Below are 17,482 nucleotides of genomic sequence, written 5' to 3'. Positions count from 1 at the left end.
TTATTGTACTTCTTCATTCCATAAAATAGATACTCCATAATCTTTATCTAACATAACATATTTAAAATATTCACCTTTAATCTTTTTACTGTATAGTCTAATAGCAACTTGTCCATTTTCAAGTAAACTTTTCATCTCATATTTTGAAAATCCTCTTTTATTCCATTTTAGAAATACATTTGAATATACTCTAAAATTACAAGTTGAATCATTTGTATATATAAATTGAAAACTATCATCATGTTCTTTTTTTGAATTTTCACAAGTATATAAAGTAACTTTTTGATTTTGTGCAATTGTATTTATGGCTATAACATTAGCTCCACAATTTGGACATTTACCTAAAACCATATTTTATCCTTTATAAGTTTTAGGTATTCTACTAAAATAATTTAAAAGTGTTAAAAAATATTACAAATTGCAATATTTCTATTTATGGAGCTAATCTTGATATCTTCCAAGTATTATTTTCTTGAAGTTCATATAAAAATCTATCATGAAGCCTATCCTCTCCACCTTGCCAAAATTCAATTCGTATAGGTTTTATAGCATATCCACCCCAAAAAGATGGAAATGGAATCTCTTTATTTAAAAACTTTCTTTTCATTTCATCAAATTTTTGTTCTAATAATGCTCTTGAACTTATTACTTGGCTTTGTGTTGAAACCCATGCTCCAAGTTGACTACCTTTTGGACGAGATAAAAAATATTTTAAAGACTCAGTTTTAGATATTTTTTCTATTGAACCCTCAACTTTTATTTGCCTTTCAAGTTCTAACCATGTAAAAAGTGCAGCTGCTTTTGGATTTTCCTCTATTTGTTTTGCTTTTTTACTTTCATAATTTGTAAAAAAAACAAATCCTTTTTCATCAAAAACTTTTAATAATACAGTTCTAATGCTTGGCATCATATCTTTCCCTACAGTTGATAGAGAAAAGGCATTTGGTTCTAAAAGTTTTGCTTCAATTGCATCATTGAACCAAATTTCAAACTGATTAAAAGGATTTTGATGTAAATCTTTTACATCTATATTCTTTGTTGTATATTTTGCTCTAAAAGTAGATAAATCCAAAAATATCCTTTAAAATTTGTTATTTTCTTAAAAATTATAGTATAATGTGCTTCAATATTGAATTAAACTTAGGGAAAAGCTTGTTTACTAATTTAGAATACGTACTTTCTTTATTGTTACTTTTTATAACTATTTTTTTAATTACTAGAATAATATATATCAAAAAACTTAAAAAAGAAGCTAAAGAATTTGCTAGAAAAGCAAATATCTTAAGACAATATAATAGAGCTACAAAAACATCAAATATTGTTTCTAATAGTGATTTAAAAGGGAATATTACATATATAAATGATGAATTCTGTAGAGTTTCACAATATTCAAGAGAAGAAGTTTTAGGTAAGCCTCATAGTATTCTAAGAGGAGAAACTAATGATGAAGTTTTTAGAGATTTATGGAAAACTATTAAGAGTGGAAAAGTTTGGAGAGGAAATTTAAAAAATAAAAAGAAAGATGGAACATATTATTATATTAATACAATCATCTCTCCTATTTTTGATGAAGATGGAAATATTTTTGAATATGTTGCAATACGACATGAAATTACAGATTTAGTAGAAAAAACTGAAGAATTAAATAAAATATTAAGAGAAGATTATCTTACAAAAATAGGAAGTAGATATAAACTTTTAAATGATATTTCAATTAAAAAAAATCCTAGTATAGCTTTAATAGACATAAATAATTTTAGTGAAATAAATGACTTCTTTGGATATAAAATAGGTGATAATATTTTAAAACTTATAGCAAAAACAATAGAAGATTTGTTTATAAATAAAAGTAATTATGAAGTTTATCGATTGACTGCAGATATTTTTGTTGTTTTAGCAGTTAATGTAGAAAAAGATGCTTTTATTAATGAAATTGGTATTGCATCTAAAAAAATTACAGAAAAACCATTTAGTGCAAAAGGTAGACAGATATATTTACAGTTAAATAATAGTTTTTCATTTGAGACAAATGATAAGTTATTAGAAACAGCAAATGTTATACGTAAATATTCTAAAACAAATAAAAATAATATAGTTTATAGTAAGAGTTTAGATATAGAAAAAGATTATGAGAAAAATATATTTTGGACTCAAAAAATTAAAAAAGCTCTTGAAAAAGATGGTATATTACCATATTTCCAAGCTATTTATAATATTAAAACTGAAAAAATAGAGAAATATGAAGCTTTAATGAGATTAAATGATGCAGGACAAATTGTATCTCCATTTTTCTTCTTAGATATTTCTAAAAAATCTGGACAATATTTACAACTTACAAAACAAATAGTTAAAAAGACTTTTGAATATTTTAAAAATAATAGTTATGAATTTTCGATTAATCTTACTTTTCAAGATATATCAAATGAATTTACTTCTAAATATATTTTGAATACTATAAAAGAGTATGGTTTTGGTTCAAGAGTTGTAGTTGAAATAGTTGAAAGTGAAGAGATAAAAAACTTTTCAATAGTTAATAACTTTATAGAAGAAATTAGAAGTCTTGGCTGTAAAATTGCAATAGATGATTTTGGAAGTGGTTACTCAAATTTTGAATACTTAATAAAATTAAATGCTGATTATATAAAAATTGATGGATCACTAATAAAAGATATATTAGTAAATAGTGGTAATGAAAATATTGTAAAAATGATTATAAAATTTGCAAAAGATCAAAATATAAAAACTATTGCTGAATTTGTATCAAGTAAAGAAATATTTGATAAGGTTAAAGAACTAGGTGTAGATTATGTTCAAGGGTATTATATAAAAGAACCAGAGGCAAGTATTTAACTACTCACCTAAACTTTTTTCTTCAAAAATTCTAAATAACATAGTTTTTAAATCAATTTTTATATTGTCTGATAAAACTTTTTGATTCGAATATATATAAAATGGGACTGTATTTCTCATAGAATATTTTAATCTTTTTCTTAATGTAGAAATTTCATCAATATCTATTAGTTCATCACCATCATATAAATAAAAATCTTTTGCTATCCCAAGATTAAAAGATACTATTTGGTAAGCAAAAAATAGATTTTCATTTTCATATTTTTTTATTATGTTTTCTAACTCTTCTTGCAGTTTATTTAATCTATTTTTAGTTATATATCCAAAACTTTCTCTAAATTTATATCTTTCGATAGTCGAAAAATCTAAAACTTTATAAAATTCATTTAAATTTTTCCAAGGACTTCTAAATCTTCTTTTCCCAAATAGAACCTCTTCAAAACAAAATAAATATTTTTTATCTTCTTTATTTAAAATAGTTTTATTTTTTATATCAAAGTATCTATTTTTAAATAATGATATTAACCAGTTTTCATCTAACATAGATATTGTATCAAGTTCTATTTGCCTATTTTTATTCTCAAAATTCCAAAGCATAGATATAGAGTTTGATAATTTTTCATCTTCATTCCTGTCTTCAAAATACTTATTAGCCAAATATTGAACTACATTTTCAAGTAAAGAGTCTGTTTTTGCTATTCCATGGTTAAAAATCACTTTTTTATAAAGATTAAATCTCATTTCAAGCATATGTTCAATATCTATTAAACTCATATCAAAGAAACTTAAATAAAATTTATCATTTTGTTCTACTAAAACAGCTTGTTTAGTAATTCTTATATGATCATTTGGGCCAGTTATATATCCACTTGCTAGCATATCACGATTTATATAATCTAGCCTATCAGCATCTACTGTACTATCTACAAATCTATGTAAAACTCCAAAATCAAAAATTCCATCATTTTTTTCTTCTAATATATTTAAAGCCAAAATTTTTATAAGTTTTAAATATTCTTTATCTTGAGTTTTATAAACCAGCTCATCTAATTCATAATCAAATAAAAGTTTTAAAAACTTTTCTCCTATTGCTTCATGTAAAACATCTTTACAGTCTTTTGTTATTTTTTCATAATTTTCTTTAAATATAATCTCTTTTTTTAAAAGGCTTTGCTGATTTTCTTTTACTTTTATTTTGTCATATATTTTCTTTAGTGCATATTCTACTTGATGAGAAAAAGGCAAATGTCCAATATCATGGAGTAATGCAACTATTCTTACTGTTTGTAGTAAAATTGTATATATAGCTCTTTGAGAGTTTGACTTAGTAGTAATAACAAATTGATATAAAGCTTTATTGTCAAAATATTCTAATCCTTCGATATTAATCTTTAGTTTTTCATCTTTTATAATTTTTAAGATACTTTTTTTTGCTTTTAATAAAAAACTATTTTTTGTTCTTTTATCAGAATTTAAAAGGGCATTCTTAAACAAAAAAGAGCTTAAATGCATAGTTCCAAGACTATGAATAAATCTCTTTGTTGTTATTGATGGATATGAAAAATATGCTAAAGCATTTTGAGTTATGAATTGAAGCCTATTTACAATCTTAGTTTGAAGTAATTTATCTTCTAGTTTTGTATATTCAATGTGATTGTAAATAGTATCATTTATTAATCTATTTTGTATGTTTAATCCTTTCTTTTTTCAAAAATTCTCTCTGTAAATTGTGCAAATTTACCACGAACAGCTTTTTCTAGCTCTATTGCAAACATTTTTATTTCACTATGAACTTGGGAAGTTTGTTTTAAAAGAGATGTTAGACCATTATTATATTTATTTAAATATAAATTATCTATTTGTCTATTTGAACCAATTACTATTGCCATACAACTTTCATCTAGTCTTGATAATATGAGTTGAGTAGTTTTTTCACTACTATTTTGCCACTCATCCATAATTACAATCGCTCCACTTAAAGTTCTTCCTCTTGCTTCTCCTGGCCAAAGAGTTTCTATAATATATTTTGATTTTAATTCATCTATTTTTGAGTTTATAGATTCTTTATTTTCTCTATTTGCACTCTTTTTTAAATGTTTTTTTGCAATAAATTCTAAAGTATCATATAAAGCCATATTATAAATTCTGAATTTTTCTTCATTTCCAGATAAAAAGCCAACTTCTGCACCTTTGTCTAAAGATTCTATAGAATTTCTAACATAAACTATTTTATCATATAATCCTAAATCAATTAATCTCATTGCACAAACTATGGACATTAATGTTTTTCCACTTCCAGCTTTTGCATCAATTACAAGTAAATCATACATATTTGATAATATGGCTTTTGAGAATAATTTTTGTTTAATATTTACTGGTTTTATAGTTAATGCTTTAAAATCATTTTCTTTTAAAATATCAATCTTATTATTTGCAATTATTGCATATTCAGTATTTCCATCTCCGCTTTCAAAAGAATATGAAAAGTTTTCCATTTGATATTCTTCATCAATTAAAAGGATACTTTTATTGTCTAGGCTATTAAATAGTGATGAATCTAACTCAATATTTTTTAAAAAATTAAATGTTGGAACTGTTGATTTATCATCATGCAAAGTTTCTGTTTTTATTCCTTTAAATAGGGAAAATGTTCTCGCATAAACATCTAAAGATAAAAAAATAGTTTGATAACCTTTAAAATACTCTTGAGCAATATTTGCAACTTCAATAATTCTTTTATCATTTGATTCTGAAATATGAAATTGTTCTATTTGTGTATCATATTTATCTTTTGCAATAATATTTAAATTTAAATCATCATTAAAAAGTTTTACAACTTTAAAACCAGCTTTATAATCGACCTCTTTTATTTTCATCTTTGCTAATAATCTTGCAAACTCTCTTGAATAATATCCCAATTCATTATCTAGCTTCTTTTTATCTTCTAATTCAAGAAGCACTGTTTCAGGAATAACAATATGGTTGGATTTATTGTCTGATATTTTATAGAGGTTTTGAAGGTTTTGTAAGATGATATTTGTATCTAAGACATATACTTTTTCTTTCATGGAAGTATTTTAGCATAATTTGATAACAATTTAATTACAATATTTAAATAGAGCTTAAGAGAAATATCTCTTAAGCGTTTGAAAGTTTAACTAAGTTTTGTAATATAGCTTTTGCTGAGTCTTCATTTAGACCTTTTTCATAATTTGTTAGAATTTCTCTAGCTAAAATATTTGCTCCTAAATGTTGAAACATAATTCTCATAGCTTGTAATCCTTTTTGACCACCGCCACCACTATGAGTTGCAAGTGCTAAAACTTTATCATTAAAAGCATCTCGCCAGTTTTTTGTAGCTCTTGAAGTCCAAGCCATAGCATTATTTAAAACTGGAGGCATAACACCATTATATTCTGGTGCAACTATAATAAATGCTTTTAAATCCATTATTTTTGTAGCCAAATCTAAAACAGATTCTGGAATTCCATTTTTATCTTCTTCAAGTGTATTGTAAAGAGGTAAGTTATAATTTACTAAATTTATTATTTCAGTTTCATAATGTAACTGTGTTGCAATATCTTGTATTTGAACTGCTAATTTATAATTATTATTTGAACTAGCTACTATTATTCCTATTTTTGACATAGTTATCCTTAATTAATATTATGTATTAAGATTATAACAAAATATTACTTTTAAAAGTTATATAGCGTATATTTAAAAAAAATTGATATAATAAAGTCTCCATTTTAAAGGAAAATTATGGATAACTTAAATGAACATAGATTATTAAGGTTAATTAAATTAGCTCCAACATTTTTAGTTTTACTTATCTCTTCTATAATAATTTCGTTTATATACTTTGATAGTAAAAAGACTTATGAAAAAGATAAAAAAGAGATTGAAATAAAATTTATAAATGATAATAAAGAAAATATTCAAACAGAAGTTGAAAGAGTCTATACTTATATACAGTATCTACAAGCTAATACAGAAGCATATTTAAAAAAATCAATAAAAGATAGAGTTTATGAAGCTTACGAAATATCAACAAATATTTATGAAACATATAAAGATAAAAAAAGTAAGGAAGAAATTTTTGATTTAATAAAAGTTTCTCTTGATAAGATACGATTTAATGAAGGAAGAGGGTATTTTTTTATAGATGATGAGTTTGGGAATAAACTTTTATTACCATTAGATAAGGCAAATGAAGGAAAAAATTATATTAGCCATTCTAATGAGAAAGAGTTTACTTTTATAAAAAGAATATTAGAAACAATAAAAAATAAGACTGAAAGATATGATGAATATTATTGGGAAAATCCAAATACAAAACAAACAGCTAGAAAAATAGCATTTTATAAATATTTTGAACCACTCAATGTTATTATTGGTACAGGTGAATATATAGAAGATTTTGAGAAAACTGTTCAAAAACAAGCTTTAGAATACATAAATATGATTAGATTTAAAGATGGTGGATATGTTTTTGTTATGGATCATAATGGAAAGCTTTTATCTCATCCAAATATAAGTTTGATGGGTAAAAGTTATACTGATAGATACTATTTAGAAACTTCAAATGAATATAATAGATTTAAAAATAAAGATGAAGGTTTTTATACATTCTTTCAAAAAGACAAACTTGACAAAGTTAGAAAAAAGTTAAGTTATTTAAAAAATGTTTATAATTGGAATTGGACTATAGGAGCTGGATTTTATGAAGATGAAGTTGTAAGTAGTATTGAGAAATTACAGGAAAAGAATGAACAATTATATAGTTCATATATTAAAAAAATGTCTTTTATTTTATTTATTTTAATATTTGGATTAGTATCTATTTCTTTATATCTTTCAAGGTATTTAGAAAAAACATTAAAAGAATATAAAAAAGAATTAGAGTTAAAGCAATCTTTATTGTACCAAAAAACAAAAATGGAAAGTATGGGAGAAATGATAGGAAATATTGCACATCAGTGGCGACAACCTTTATCTATTATAATTACTTCTTCAAGTGCTATGAAAATACAAAAAGAGATGAATATTCTTAGTGATGAAATGTTTTTTGAATTTACATCTAAAATAAATAATTCTGCGAATCATCTGTCGCAAACTATAGATGATTTTAAAGATTTTTTTAAGCCAAATAGAATAAAAAGTAAATTTTTTATAAAAGATAGTTTTAATAAGGCATTTGATTTGATATCTGTTCAATTTAATAAGCAAAATATTAATATTATAAAAAATATTGATGATATTGAAATAGTTTCATTTGAAAACCAGTTGATTCAAGCTTTTATAAATATTTTAAATAATTCTAGAGATGAACTTATTAAAAAAGAAGATGATAGATATATCTTTGTCGATGTAAAAGAAATTGATGGTGAAATAATAATATCAATAAAAGATAATGCTGGTGGAATAAAAATTGATCATATAAATAGAATTTTTGAACCATATTTTAGTACAAAAACAAATCTTGATGGTACTGGAATAGGTCTTTATATGACAAGAGATATTGTTGAAAAACAGTTAAATGGTATTATATATGCTGAAAATATAAATTTTGAATTTGAAGATAAAAGTTTTATAGGTGCTAATTTTATAATAAGATTAAAAGTTTAGATAAAATGGTGGTTCGAGACAGAATCGAACTGTCGACACAAGGATTTTCAATCCTTTGCTCTACCGACTGAGCTATCGAACCACACAAGTTTAAAAGTGGTGGTGAGAGAAGGATTTGAACCTTCGAAGCCGTAGGCGGCGGATTTACAGTCCGCAGGATTTGACCACTCTCCAACCTCACCATATAAAAATAAAAACCCAAATAATTTGGATGGGGTAGAAGGATTCGAACCTTCGAGTAACGGTACCAAAAACCGTTGCCTTACCACTTGGCGATACCCCAATAATTTAAGTGGACGGAATTATATACTTTATAAAATTAAAATTAGCTAAAAAATAACTGCTTTTTATGAAATTTATTCATAAAAAGCAGGAACTGGAGGAAACTCATCAAAAGATTTCTTTATTGCAAATGAAATAGAGTTTTTATTTTTATAATTTTGCATAGGATTTGAAAATTGTAAGTATTTAATACTTTCTTCTATTGTTTTCTCTTTTTTATAAACAAATGCCACTTTTTTACCTAGTTTTATACTATTGTCATATAATGTTTTTGCATATTCAACAATATTTGGGAATTCTTTTACATTTAGCTTATCTCCCCAACAAAAATATACAAATTTTCCTAAAGGTATAAAGTTTTGTGCATCAATATACATAATATCCCTATCAAATTCTGTATTTTGAGAAGAGTTATATTTTTCTAAGTCCTCATTAAATTTTGATAGTAAATTTGAAGCATCAATATGTGCTTCTATTAAATTAAAAAGATTTTTTATCTCTACAATTTTACCTTCACAGTGTTCGCTCATAGCTTGTTTAAAAACTGTTATATAGTTTTCACTTTTTAATTCTATTAATTTATCAAAATCTTCAAACTCTTGCTTTAAAAGTTCTTTATTAGAATCAAATCCAATTGGAGTAACCACAGGATTATAGATAAAAACAGTACCTACAATGTTTTTTTTTCTATCTTTTGTTGTTTTTATCATATCTTTTAATTCTTTAGGAGATATTTTTTTATCTTCATCATTAAAATACATATAACTTTGAGTTAAAAATACCTCTTCATATTTAGTTTGAACCTCTCCAAAATACTGCATACTTCTCCTTTATCTTTTTGAATTTATATAAGTTCTAAAATCTCCACAAGACGATATAAGTTCTTGATAATATTTTGTATCTGAAAAATTGTCTTTTAAGTTATCAAAATATTTTGCTCCATCTTTTTGTAAGAAAGTTTCATATATTGCTCCATAATTATATTTTGATTCTTTGTAGTATCTCCATCTATCTTTTTCAATATTTAAATCAGTTAGAGCAAGATAAGTTTTTGAAATCATATAAATTAATTTTGCTTTAAACTCTTTATCTTTTGATTTATTTAATGCAATGTTATAATGCTTGATTGCTAAATCTAACTTCTCTTTTTGCATTTTTGGAGTATGAATAGTATATGAACTTCTATAAACGGTAGTTATTCGGTCAGAATTTCCAAAATAACTTAAATTATATAAAGCATTTGCATATAAGAAATTATCCATAACACTATTTGGATTTTTTTCCAACTCTTTTTGAATAACAATGATTTTTTCTAAAAACTCTTTTATAGTTAATTGCTCTTTTTTCCCACTTCTATTATTTCCACTAATTAGTCCATTAAAAGGATTAAATTCAATTTTTGTATCTAAAATAGGTAGTTTTGTGTCTAAAGCTTCTTTAAATAAAAGATTATTTATAAGTAAAGAAAGTTTTGTAATATCAAAAGGAGAACTACCATTTTTGATTTGTAATTTAAATCTATTTTGAAGATATTGTTTTAGTTTTGAAGTTTGTGGTTTATCTAAAAACTCTTCATAAGTTCTAAATGTTTTTAAATCTATTTCATGTAAAGTTGAATAAAGTGCATTTCTTACTAAAAATTGGTCAAAGTCTAAGCCTTGCTTTTTATATTTTTTTTCCAAAGTTTCTAAAGTGTATTCATATATTGAGTTTGAAGAGTGATTGTCATCTATAAGCAAATCAATTTTAGAGATTATTTCATTTTCTATTTTTTCATCAATTTTTGTTAAAGAGTTTAGATATAAAATATAAGAAGCTACTTGTACTTCATGTGAATTTGGATATTTATCAAGTAAGCTATTCATAATTTCTTTTGCTTCCGTAAAATTTTCAGTATAAATATTAAAATATATTAAACTTAAATCAACTAAATATCTATCTTCTTTTTTTATATCTTTTAAAAATTCAATATATTTTTTATAAAAAATATTTTCTATTTCACTTTGTTTATCATCTTGAAAATATTCATATTCAATTCCATTAAAATAAGTTTGAGATTTTAAAAGTTCTCTATATAGTAAAAAATCAAGCCATTTTGAGTTATTGTCTATTTTGTATATATTTTGCATCTCTTCAATAACATTACTTGAATCGTCTAACGCTCTAATTGCATATATTCTTGTCTTTTCATCACTATTTTTTGTTAAATTTAAAAGTTCATCAAACTCTTCTTGTGTTTTTATATGATGGAAATTATAAAGAGATAAATGTTTATTTATAGCAACATCAAATAGTTTCGTAAACTCATAAACACCTTGTATTTTTTGTCCATTTTTGATTAAAGCTCCAGAATAAATTCCTTGTATCCAATCTTTTACAATACTATCTTTTGATTGATCTAGAAGATACTTATATTTTTCATAAATTTTTAAAGGTTCTTGTTTATTAAAGTGAGAAAGTCTAAATGCTAAATAAAAATATCTAAGTTTTAAATAAGAAGATTCCACTTTTTCAAGATTATTTAATGCTATTTTTGTTAAATCTCCGCAATTTTCTGGTTTAGGATTAAAATAATTATATGTAACACATTTTTCTTGAATTTCAGCAAATTTTATATACTCTAAAAAATCTTTATCTCTTAAGTTGTTTAAATTTTGTCTTTTATATAAAAACTCTTCAATTTGTTCAAAAGAGTATCTATTTTGAAACTCCTTTTCTAACTCTTTAATATTTTTTGTTTTATTTTCTGAATTATATTTATATATTACTTCATTATAAATTCCAGGATTATTTAAATCTTCAGAAAGTTGTAGAAAAATATTATCTTTTTGTTCTAAAAATAGATGTTGTACACTTGAAGGATCCCAATAATCAGCACAAGAAAATAGTGATAGTTTTAAAAAAATAGTTAAGAAAGAAAGCCTAAAAATCATATTAATCCTTATTTGTTATTTATTAATTTTTCGAGATTATATCTACTTTTATATTTATATGTATAAAAAATTATCTCATTAAAATGATTTTTTGATAGTTTTAGAAAATCATTTAATGCAATTTTTAATTCATCTTCATTTACATTTTCAAATCTTAAAATATCATTTTTATATATATATTTACCTTTAAAATAGTGACTATTTAATACTCTATATTTATTTTCATTTATTTGTTCAAAATTTTCACTAAAATCTTCTATATTAACTCCTTCAAATAAATTTATAGCTTTTTCATCTCTAAATTGTACTGCTTGAGAGTAAAGTGGAAGGGCTAGTTTTAACTTAAGTGGATAAATATCAAAATTGTAATGATATTTTCTTGCTATTTCATTATCTAAAACATAATTTTTTGTTTCAAAATCACCTAAGTTTGACATATTGTAGTACATCAAAACTCCGTAATCAACTGGAGGAACTCCGGTTTTAGAAAAATATTTTATTTGATGTAATCTTATTGTAGCACTTATTGTTTTATTAATATTTTTTTTAATATCTTCTAAAAATAAAAAGAAATTGCTTCTTGAACTATCACTCCAATCACAATCAATTTGTATTTCATTAAAGTTAAAATTAAAACTTTTTAAAAGCCCTAAGATTGTATTGCTTAATTCATTGTAATCAACCTTTTGCAAAGTTTTATTTGTTATAAATATTACAGGAACAAAGTCTTTTGGTGGGCTTTGTATAAAATTTGTTTTTATTATTTCAAGTTTTGTTGAGTATTTTATATCTAAAATTTTTATATACATTTTTTCATTAGTTATTTCTTCTTGATAATTGCTATCCCAAAAATAAAAACTTGTATTTAAATTTTGTTTTTCTTTAAAGAATATAAAAAAAGCTATTATAAAAATAAAGCTTATAAAAATATATTTTTTCATAAATTCTCACTTTCATTATAATTGTAATTTAGATTTAAATCAGCTAACTCTATAGCTTCTTTTGCTCTTGTTGCAGCAACATAATATATGTTTAATTCTTCATTTATTCTTTGAAAACTTAAAGGATTCTTTTTGTTTAATATATCTTTTTTTGTAATAAAGTCATCTACCATTATAACTTGATTATATTCTAAACCTTTTGCTTTATGTGCTGTTGTAAAAATTATATCGGCTTCATTTTTATTTGTAACTAATAAGGATTTTATTTTTTTATTTATCTCAAAAATATTGTCTCCATAGGTATTTATAAATTTGATAATATTTAAGTAGTCTTGATTTTTTGTATCTTTTGCAAAATTTTCAAGTTCATAAATTGATTCAAAATCTTTGATTTCATCTATAGTTATTTTATCATTTTTTCTTTGTTTTAAATAAAAAATAGAATAAACAGTTTGATTCATAAAGGAGTAAGAGTTGTAACCACCTTCAAAATAAATATTCTTTTTATCATGTATATGTTTGACAAGTTCTTGAATAAGGCCAAATGTCGTTCTTGCTATCACACAAAAAGGCTGAGAAAAATCTATAAATTCTCGTCCAATTTTTGTTGAACTATCCAATCCATTTATATTTAAAGGTTTTGATTCATTGATAGTATATAGATGATTTAATAAATTTTGTAATGTTTTTGCATAAGAGTTTGAAAATCTAAAACTTTTTGTTAAATAAAAGTTTGGTAAATCTATTTTATTTAAAGCATTTGTTGCATATCTAAAACTATAAATTTGTTGAAAACTATCACCAACATAGACTCTTTTACAATTTTGATTTTCAACAATTGCTATCATCACATCACTTATATCTTGTGCTTCATCAATTAATATTAAATCATAATTTAAATTTGTAGATATTTTTTTATTTAAATAAAACATTTTTAAGTAAAAATCATGAGTAGCATCAATTTGTCTATTTTTCATAGAACTTAAAACTATTTTTATATGATTTAATATCTTTTTCTCATTCTTACTTAATATTTCTAAAATCTTAGCACTTAAATCAGATTGTTTTTTATAGCTTTCAATAATTTTTGTATCAATTTGTATTAGTGCTGAATTACAATAAAAATTTACTAAATCTTTTAATAGTGTTAGATATTCCATAGATGGATAGTAGCTTTTTTGATTTGTTATTAATTCATATTTAACAACTAATTTTTCTAAAATATAAGTTTTTAGTTCATTTGTTAAATTGTAATTATAAGCACCTATTTTATTGTATGCTAAAGAGTGAATTGTGCTAACACTTAAATTTGGAAGTTGAAAATTTTTTAGTTTTTCTTGAAGAGAAATTTGTAAAGATTTATTATATGCAAGATATAAAATTTTGAGGTTAGAATTTTCTTTTGCATAAAGAAGCAGGGTAGTTGTTTTACCACTTCCTGCAACTGCATTTATTTTAAAAGAAGATTCTTTACTATTTATTATTAGTTCTTGCTCTTTGGTTAATTTCATATTTTAAGCAAAAACTCTTCTATTGTCAACTTTTTTTATATCACTAAAATTATCTAAATAATCTAAATATGCAACCAAATATTTTCTACTTAAATCATATCTTTGCTTGAAGTTAAAAATCTCTATAAAACCATCTTCTTTTATGATTTTTCTCATTGTTTTTAATACTTTATTTAAACTTTGATTATGTATAAAAAGATTGTGTTGTAGTCTAATAACATCTTTTTTTGAAGTTAAAGATTTTAAAATATCATCTCCTAATTTTCTATCTATATCTAATTCATCATAGATATTATAAGGAGCTGTTGGAGATAAATCCTCTTTTTTTAGACGCTTTAAAAATATATTTTCTAGCTCTTTTGTAAAATCTTCTTTGATATTTGCATTTTTGTATAAAGAGTTTTCTTTTACTAAAAAATTTTCATCTACTAAATCACTTAAAGCTTTTTCTATAAAGTTTAAACTTGCCCAAGATAAACGTAAGTTTATTGAAGAACTAGAAAGTAGAGCATAAGAATTTTTTGTATATATATTTTTTATAAATTTTTTTATTTCATCTTTTGTAGAATTTGGATAGATTACAAGTTCTTTTTCATCTATAAAAACATCTTCTAAAGTTTTTGCAAAATTGATTGCTTTTTCATGAGAAAGAGCAAATCTTTGAGTAGAAGAGATGATACCTAATCCTTTTTTATGAGCGATTAAAAGTTCTTTATATGCATTTTTAAAATCTTTCGTTTTTAAAAATTCTAATAATGTCTTTTTTTGTGGTTTTTTCATAGGATCAACAATAGGGTTTAATACAACTGCTCCACAAATTGTTTCATTTGCATTCCTCAAAATTAGTTTTTCACCAAAAATTGTGAATAGTTTTTCATCAGCTTTTATAGTTGCATATCCATTTTCAAGATTTGTTAAACTATCAAAAAGTAATACCTTTACTTCAGTTTTTTTTGCACCTATAAATAAAGTATATTTTTGATTGTGATTTAATTTCTTATTTTTTAAACATTGAAAAGATATATCTATCTCTTCAAAACCACGAATAAAGCCTTTTTTTGTTATCAAATCACCTCTTTGAATAGAGTTCTTATCAATATTTGCTAGATTTAATGCTGCTCGGTTTGAGATATTTGCTTCAAGTACATTTTGATTATGAACTTGAATATTTTTTAGCTTTGTCTCTTTTTGAATTTCTGGAATGAAAACTTTTTCTTCAAGTTCACATTTTTTACCTAAAACTGTTCCTGTAACTACTGTTCCTATACCTTTTGGAGAAAAAACTCTATCAATATAAAATCTAAAGAAGTTTTCTTCTTGTTTTATACTATTTTTTATCGTAAAAAGTTTTGATTTGAGGCTTTCTATTGAATTTGTATCAAAAATTGATACGGCTTGAATAAACTTTATTTCAAAATCGAAATCATCTAGAAACTCTAATATATCTTTTTCTTTTTGTTTTAATTCCTCATCATTTACTAAATCTTTTTTTGTTATAACTACAATAATTTCTTTTAAACCTAAAAGATTTATTATTTCAATATGTTCAATAGTTTGTGGTTTTATACCTTCATTTGCACTTACAACTAACATTACATAATCAAATCCAAAAGCTCCAGCAATCATATTTTTTACAAGTTTTTCATGACCAGGTACATCAATAAAAGCTATATTTTGTTGTCCTAAACTTAAATTTGAGAAAGATAAATCTATAGTTATCCCACGTTGCTGTTCTTCATTTGTACTATCTCCTTCAAAACCATTTAATGCCTTGATAAGTGCAGTCTTTCCATGGTCTATATGACCAGCTGTTCCTATTATAATATTAGACATTTTTGAACTCTTTTTTTAAAATATTTTCTATTTTTATTATTTCATTTTCTCGTATTGTTCTAAAATCAAGCAATAATTTATCATTTTCAATTCTTGCTATTATTAGATTTTTCCTTAAAATTTCTTCCATTTTATTTGGTTTAAAATCTTTAAATTGTAAACTCAAAGCGATTGATGGAATTTTTTTATTTGGAGTCGTACCACCACCAACCATAGTAGAGGTTTCTATAACTTCACAATTCATAAAATTTTCTATTTTATCTTTTAAAAGAATTGCTCTTTTTTTTAGAATTTCTACTTTAGTATTTAACATTTTTAATGTTGGAATAGTATCAAGTTCGTTTTTTAAATATAAATTTAAACTCTCTTCTAGAAGTGAAAGAGTTATTTTATCAACTCTTAGCATTCTTAATAGTTGATTTTTTTTCAATTTCTCAATTAAATCTTTTTTCCCTATAATTATTCCAGCTTGAACACTTCCTAAAAGTTTATCTCCTGAAAAACTAAGTAAACTTGGATTTTGTTTCATAAGCTCTAAAATAGATGGTTCATCTTTACTTAAATTATATGGTAAATCAAAAATATGACCACTTCCCATATCAAAATAGTCTATCAAAGAGTATTTTGTAGCTATTTTTGATATGTCTTCAAAACTCACATCACTAGAAAAACCTTCTATACTATAATTTGATTTATGAACTTTCATAAGCATTGTTGTATTGTTATTTATAGCATTTTCATAATCTCTTAAGTGAGTTTTATTTGTAGTTCCAATCTCTTTTAATATTGCTCCACTTTGATTCATAACTTCTGGAACTCTAAAGCTTCCACCAATTTCTACTAATTCTCCACGACTAACTACAACTTCTTTATTTTTACAAAAAGTATTTAATATCAAAAAAACAGCACTTGCATTGTTATTTACTACCAAAGCATCTTCACAACCTGTTAGTGCTTTTAATGATTTTGTAATATGTTCGTATCTCTCTCCTCTTTTACCTTTTTGTAAATCATATTCTAAGTTGTTGTAAGAAGTTGCTATCTTAATAGCATTTGTTATTGATTTTTCGTCTAGCAAACTTCTTCCTAAATTTGTATGAACGATTATCCCTGTTGCATTGATAAGAGGTTTTAGTGATGAACTATTAATATCATTGTATTCTTCTAAAATACTATTTATAAGTAAGTTTTCATCAAAGTTTTCTATAGTATTATTTAAAATATTTTCTCTTAAATTTTGTATTTTTTCTTTTGAAATTTTTGTAATAAGAGATTTAGATAAACCTTCAAAAGCTTTATTTGTGATAAACTTATCAATCTTTGGAATAGATTTTAGTAAAGACATTTTTAACCTTTTAAATATTGTTTAAAGATAACTATTATACTATTTTATTCTTTATGGAGAGTATGTGTATCTGGTGAGCACCACAGGCTTCAACCCTGATTGACGGTTTTGATGACAACGCCGTGAGAGGTTCGATTCCTCTACTCTCTCGCCATA

13 protein-coding genes and 4 tRNA genes are annotated in these 17,482 nt (G+C 23.8%); 3 read left to right on the top strand and 14 right to left on the bottom strand.

Going from position 1 to position 17,482, the window contains the following annotated elements; genetic code table 11:
- Nucleotides 1-351 (bottom strand): hypothetical protein, encoded by a 351-nt coding sequence (locus ALANTH_RS08005; RefSeq protein ID WP_026804652.1) that lies wholly within the window; start codon nucleotides 349-351, stop codon nucleotides 1-3.
- Between the two features lie 82 nt (nucleotides 352-433).
- Nucleotides 434-1,072 (bottom strand): pyridoxamine 5'-phosphate oxidase, encoded by a 639-nt coding sequence (pdxH, locus tag ALANTH_RS08000; RefSeq protein WP_026808072.1) that lies wholly within the window; start codon nucleotides 1,070-1,072, stop codon nucleotides 434-436.
- Between the two features lie 80 nt (nucleotides 1,073-1,152).
- Between pdxH and ALANTH_RS07995 the strand changes: the two genes are divergently transcribed.
- Complete coding sequence (locus ALANTH_RS07995; RefSeq protein ID WP_029888370.1) at nucleotides 1,153-2,850, top strand: EAL domain-containing protein; 1,698 nt, start codon at nucleotides 1,153-1,155, stop codon at nucleotides 2,848-2,850.
- On the opposite strand, the gene ALANTH_RS07990 is transcribed toward ALANTH_RS07995, so the two are convergent.
- From ALANTH_RS07990 to ALANTH_RS07980, 3 genes are all read right to left on the bottom strand, one after another.
- The gene (locus tag ALANTH_RS07990; protein WP_228133201.1) at nucleotides 2,851-4,344 is read right to left on the bottom strand and encodes an HD domain-containing protein; all 1,494 of its coding nucleotides are present in this window, start codon (nucleotides 4,342-4,344) and stop codon (nucleotides 2,851-2,853) included.
- Nucleotides 4,345-4,541: 197 nt separating this feature from the next.
- The gene (locus tag ALANTH_RS07985; protein ID WP_026804648.1) at nucleotides 4,542-5,918 is read right to left on the bottom strand and encodes a PhoH family protein; all 1,377 of its coding nucleotides are present in this window, start codon (nucleotides 5,916-5,918) and stop codon (nucleotides 4,542-4,544) included.
- Nucleotides 5,919-5,988: 70 nt separating this feature from the next.
- Entirely contained in the window at nucleotides 5,989-6,498 is a 510-nt protein-coding gene (locus tag ALANTH_RS07980; protein WP_026808070.1) for an NADPH-dependent FMN reductase, read from the bottom strand.
- 117 nt (nucleotides 6,499-6,615) lie between these two features.
- Here ALANTH_RS07980 and ALANTH_RS07975 point away from each other — a divergent pair, with 117 nt between their 5' ends.
- The gene (locus ALANTH_RS07975) at nucleotides 6,616-8,481 is read left to right on the top strand and encodes a sensor histidine kinase (protein ID WP_026808069.1); all 1,866 of its coding nucleotides are present in this window, start codon (nucleotides 6,616-6,618) and stop codon (nucleotides 8,479-8,481) included.
- A 6-nt stretch (nucleotides 8,482-8,487) separates the two neighbouring features.
- Here the strand turns inward: ALANTH_RS07975 and ALANTH_RS07970 are convergent.
- From ALANTH_RS07970 to selA, 9 genes are all read right to left on the bottom strand, one after another.
- Nucleotides 8,488-8,563: transfer RNA gene (locus tag ALANTH_RS07970), tRNA-Phe, on the bottom strand.
- Between the two features lie 15 nt (nucleotides 8,564-8,578).
- Nucleotides 8,579-8,663 (bottom strand) — tRNA-Tyr (locus ALANTH_RS07965).
- Between the two features lie 26 nt (nucleotides 8,664-8,689).
- Nucleotides 8,690-8,764, bottom strand: a tRNA-Gln gene (locus tag ALANTH_RS07960).
- A gap of 73 nt (nucleotides 8,765-8,837) precedes the next feature.
- Complete coding sequence (locus ALANTH_RS07955; RefSeq protein WP_026808068.1) at nucleotides 8,838-9,584, bottom strand: hypothetical protein; 747 nt, start codon at nucleotides 9,582-9,584, stop codon at nucleotides 8,838-8,840.
- Between the two features lie 9 nt (nucleotides 9,585-9,593).
- A complete protein-coding gene (locus ALANTH_RS07950; protein WP_026808067.1) occupies nucleotides 9,594-11,696 on the bottom strand; it encodes a hypothetical protein in 2,103 nt (700 codons plus the stop codon).
- A gap of 8 nt (nucleotides 11,697-11,704) precedes the next feature.
- The gene (locus ALANTH_RS07945) at nucleotides 11,705-12,637 is read right to left on the bottom strand and encodes a hypothetical protein (RefSeq protein WP_026808066.1); all 933 of its coding nucleotides are present in this window, start codon (nucleotides 12,635-12,637) and stop codon (nucleotides 11,705-11,707) included.
- Nucleotides 12,634-14,148: a UvrD-helicase domain-containing protein gene (locus ALANTH_RS07940; protein WP_026808065.1), complete on the bottom strand. Its 1,515-nt coding sequence runs from the start codon at nucleotides 14,146-14,148 to the stop codon at nucleotides 12,634-12,636. Before ALANTH_RS07940 ends, ALANTH_RS07945 begins: the two co-directional genes overlap by 4 nt.
- 3 nt (nucleotides 14,149-14,151) lie before the next feature.
- A complete protein-coding gene (gene selB / locus ALANTH_RS07935; protein WP_026808064.1) occupies nucleotides 14,152-15,981 on the bottom strand; it encodes a selenocysteine-specific translation elongation factor in 1,830 nt (609 codons plus the stop codon).
- Nucleotides 15,974-17,326: an L-seryl-tRNA(Sec) selenium transferase gene (gene selA / locus ALANTH_RS07930; RefSeq protein WP_026808063.1), complete on the bottom strand. Its 1,353-nt coding sequence runs from the start codon at nucleotides 17,324-17,326 to the stop codon at nucleotides 15,974-15,976. Before selA ends, selB begins: the two co-directional genes overlap by 8 nt.
- A gap of 55 nt (nucleotides 17,327-17,381) precedes the next feature.
- Here selA and ALANTH_RS07925 point away from each other — a divergent pair.
- Nucleotides 17,382-17,480, top strand: a tRNA-Sec gene (locus ALANTH_RS07925).
- Nucleotides 17,481-17,482: the final 2 nt, after the last annotated feature.

Source organism: Aliarcobacter lanthieri (genome assembly GCF_013201625.1).
GTDB classification, from domain to species: domain Bacteria; phylum Campylobacterota; class Campylobacteria; order Campylobacterales; family Arcobacteraceae; genus Aliarcobacter; species Aliarcobacter lanthieri.
The sequence above is the reverse complement of the archived record's forward strand: the minus strand, read 5'-3'. Positions and strand labels throughout refer to the sequence as shown.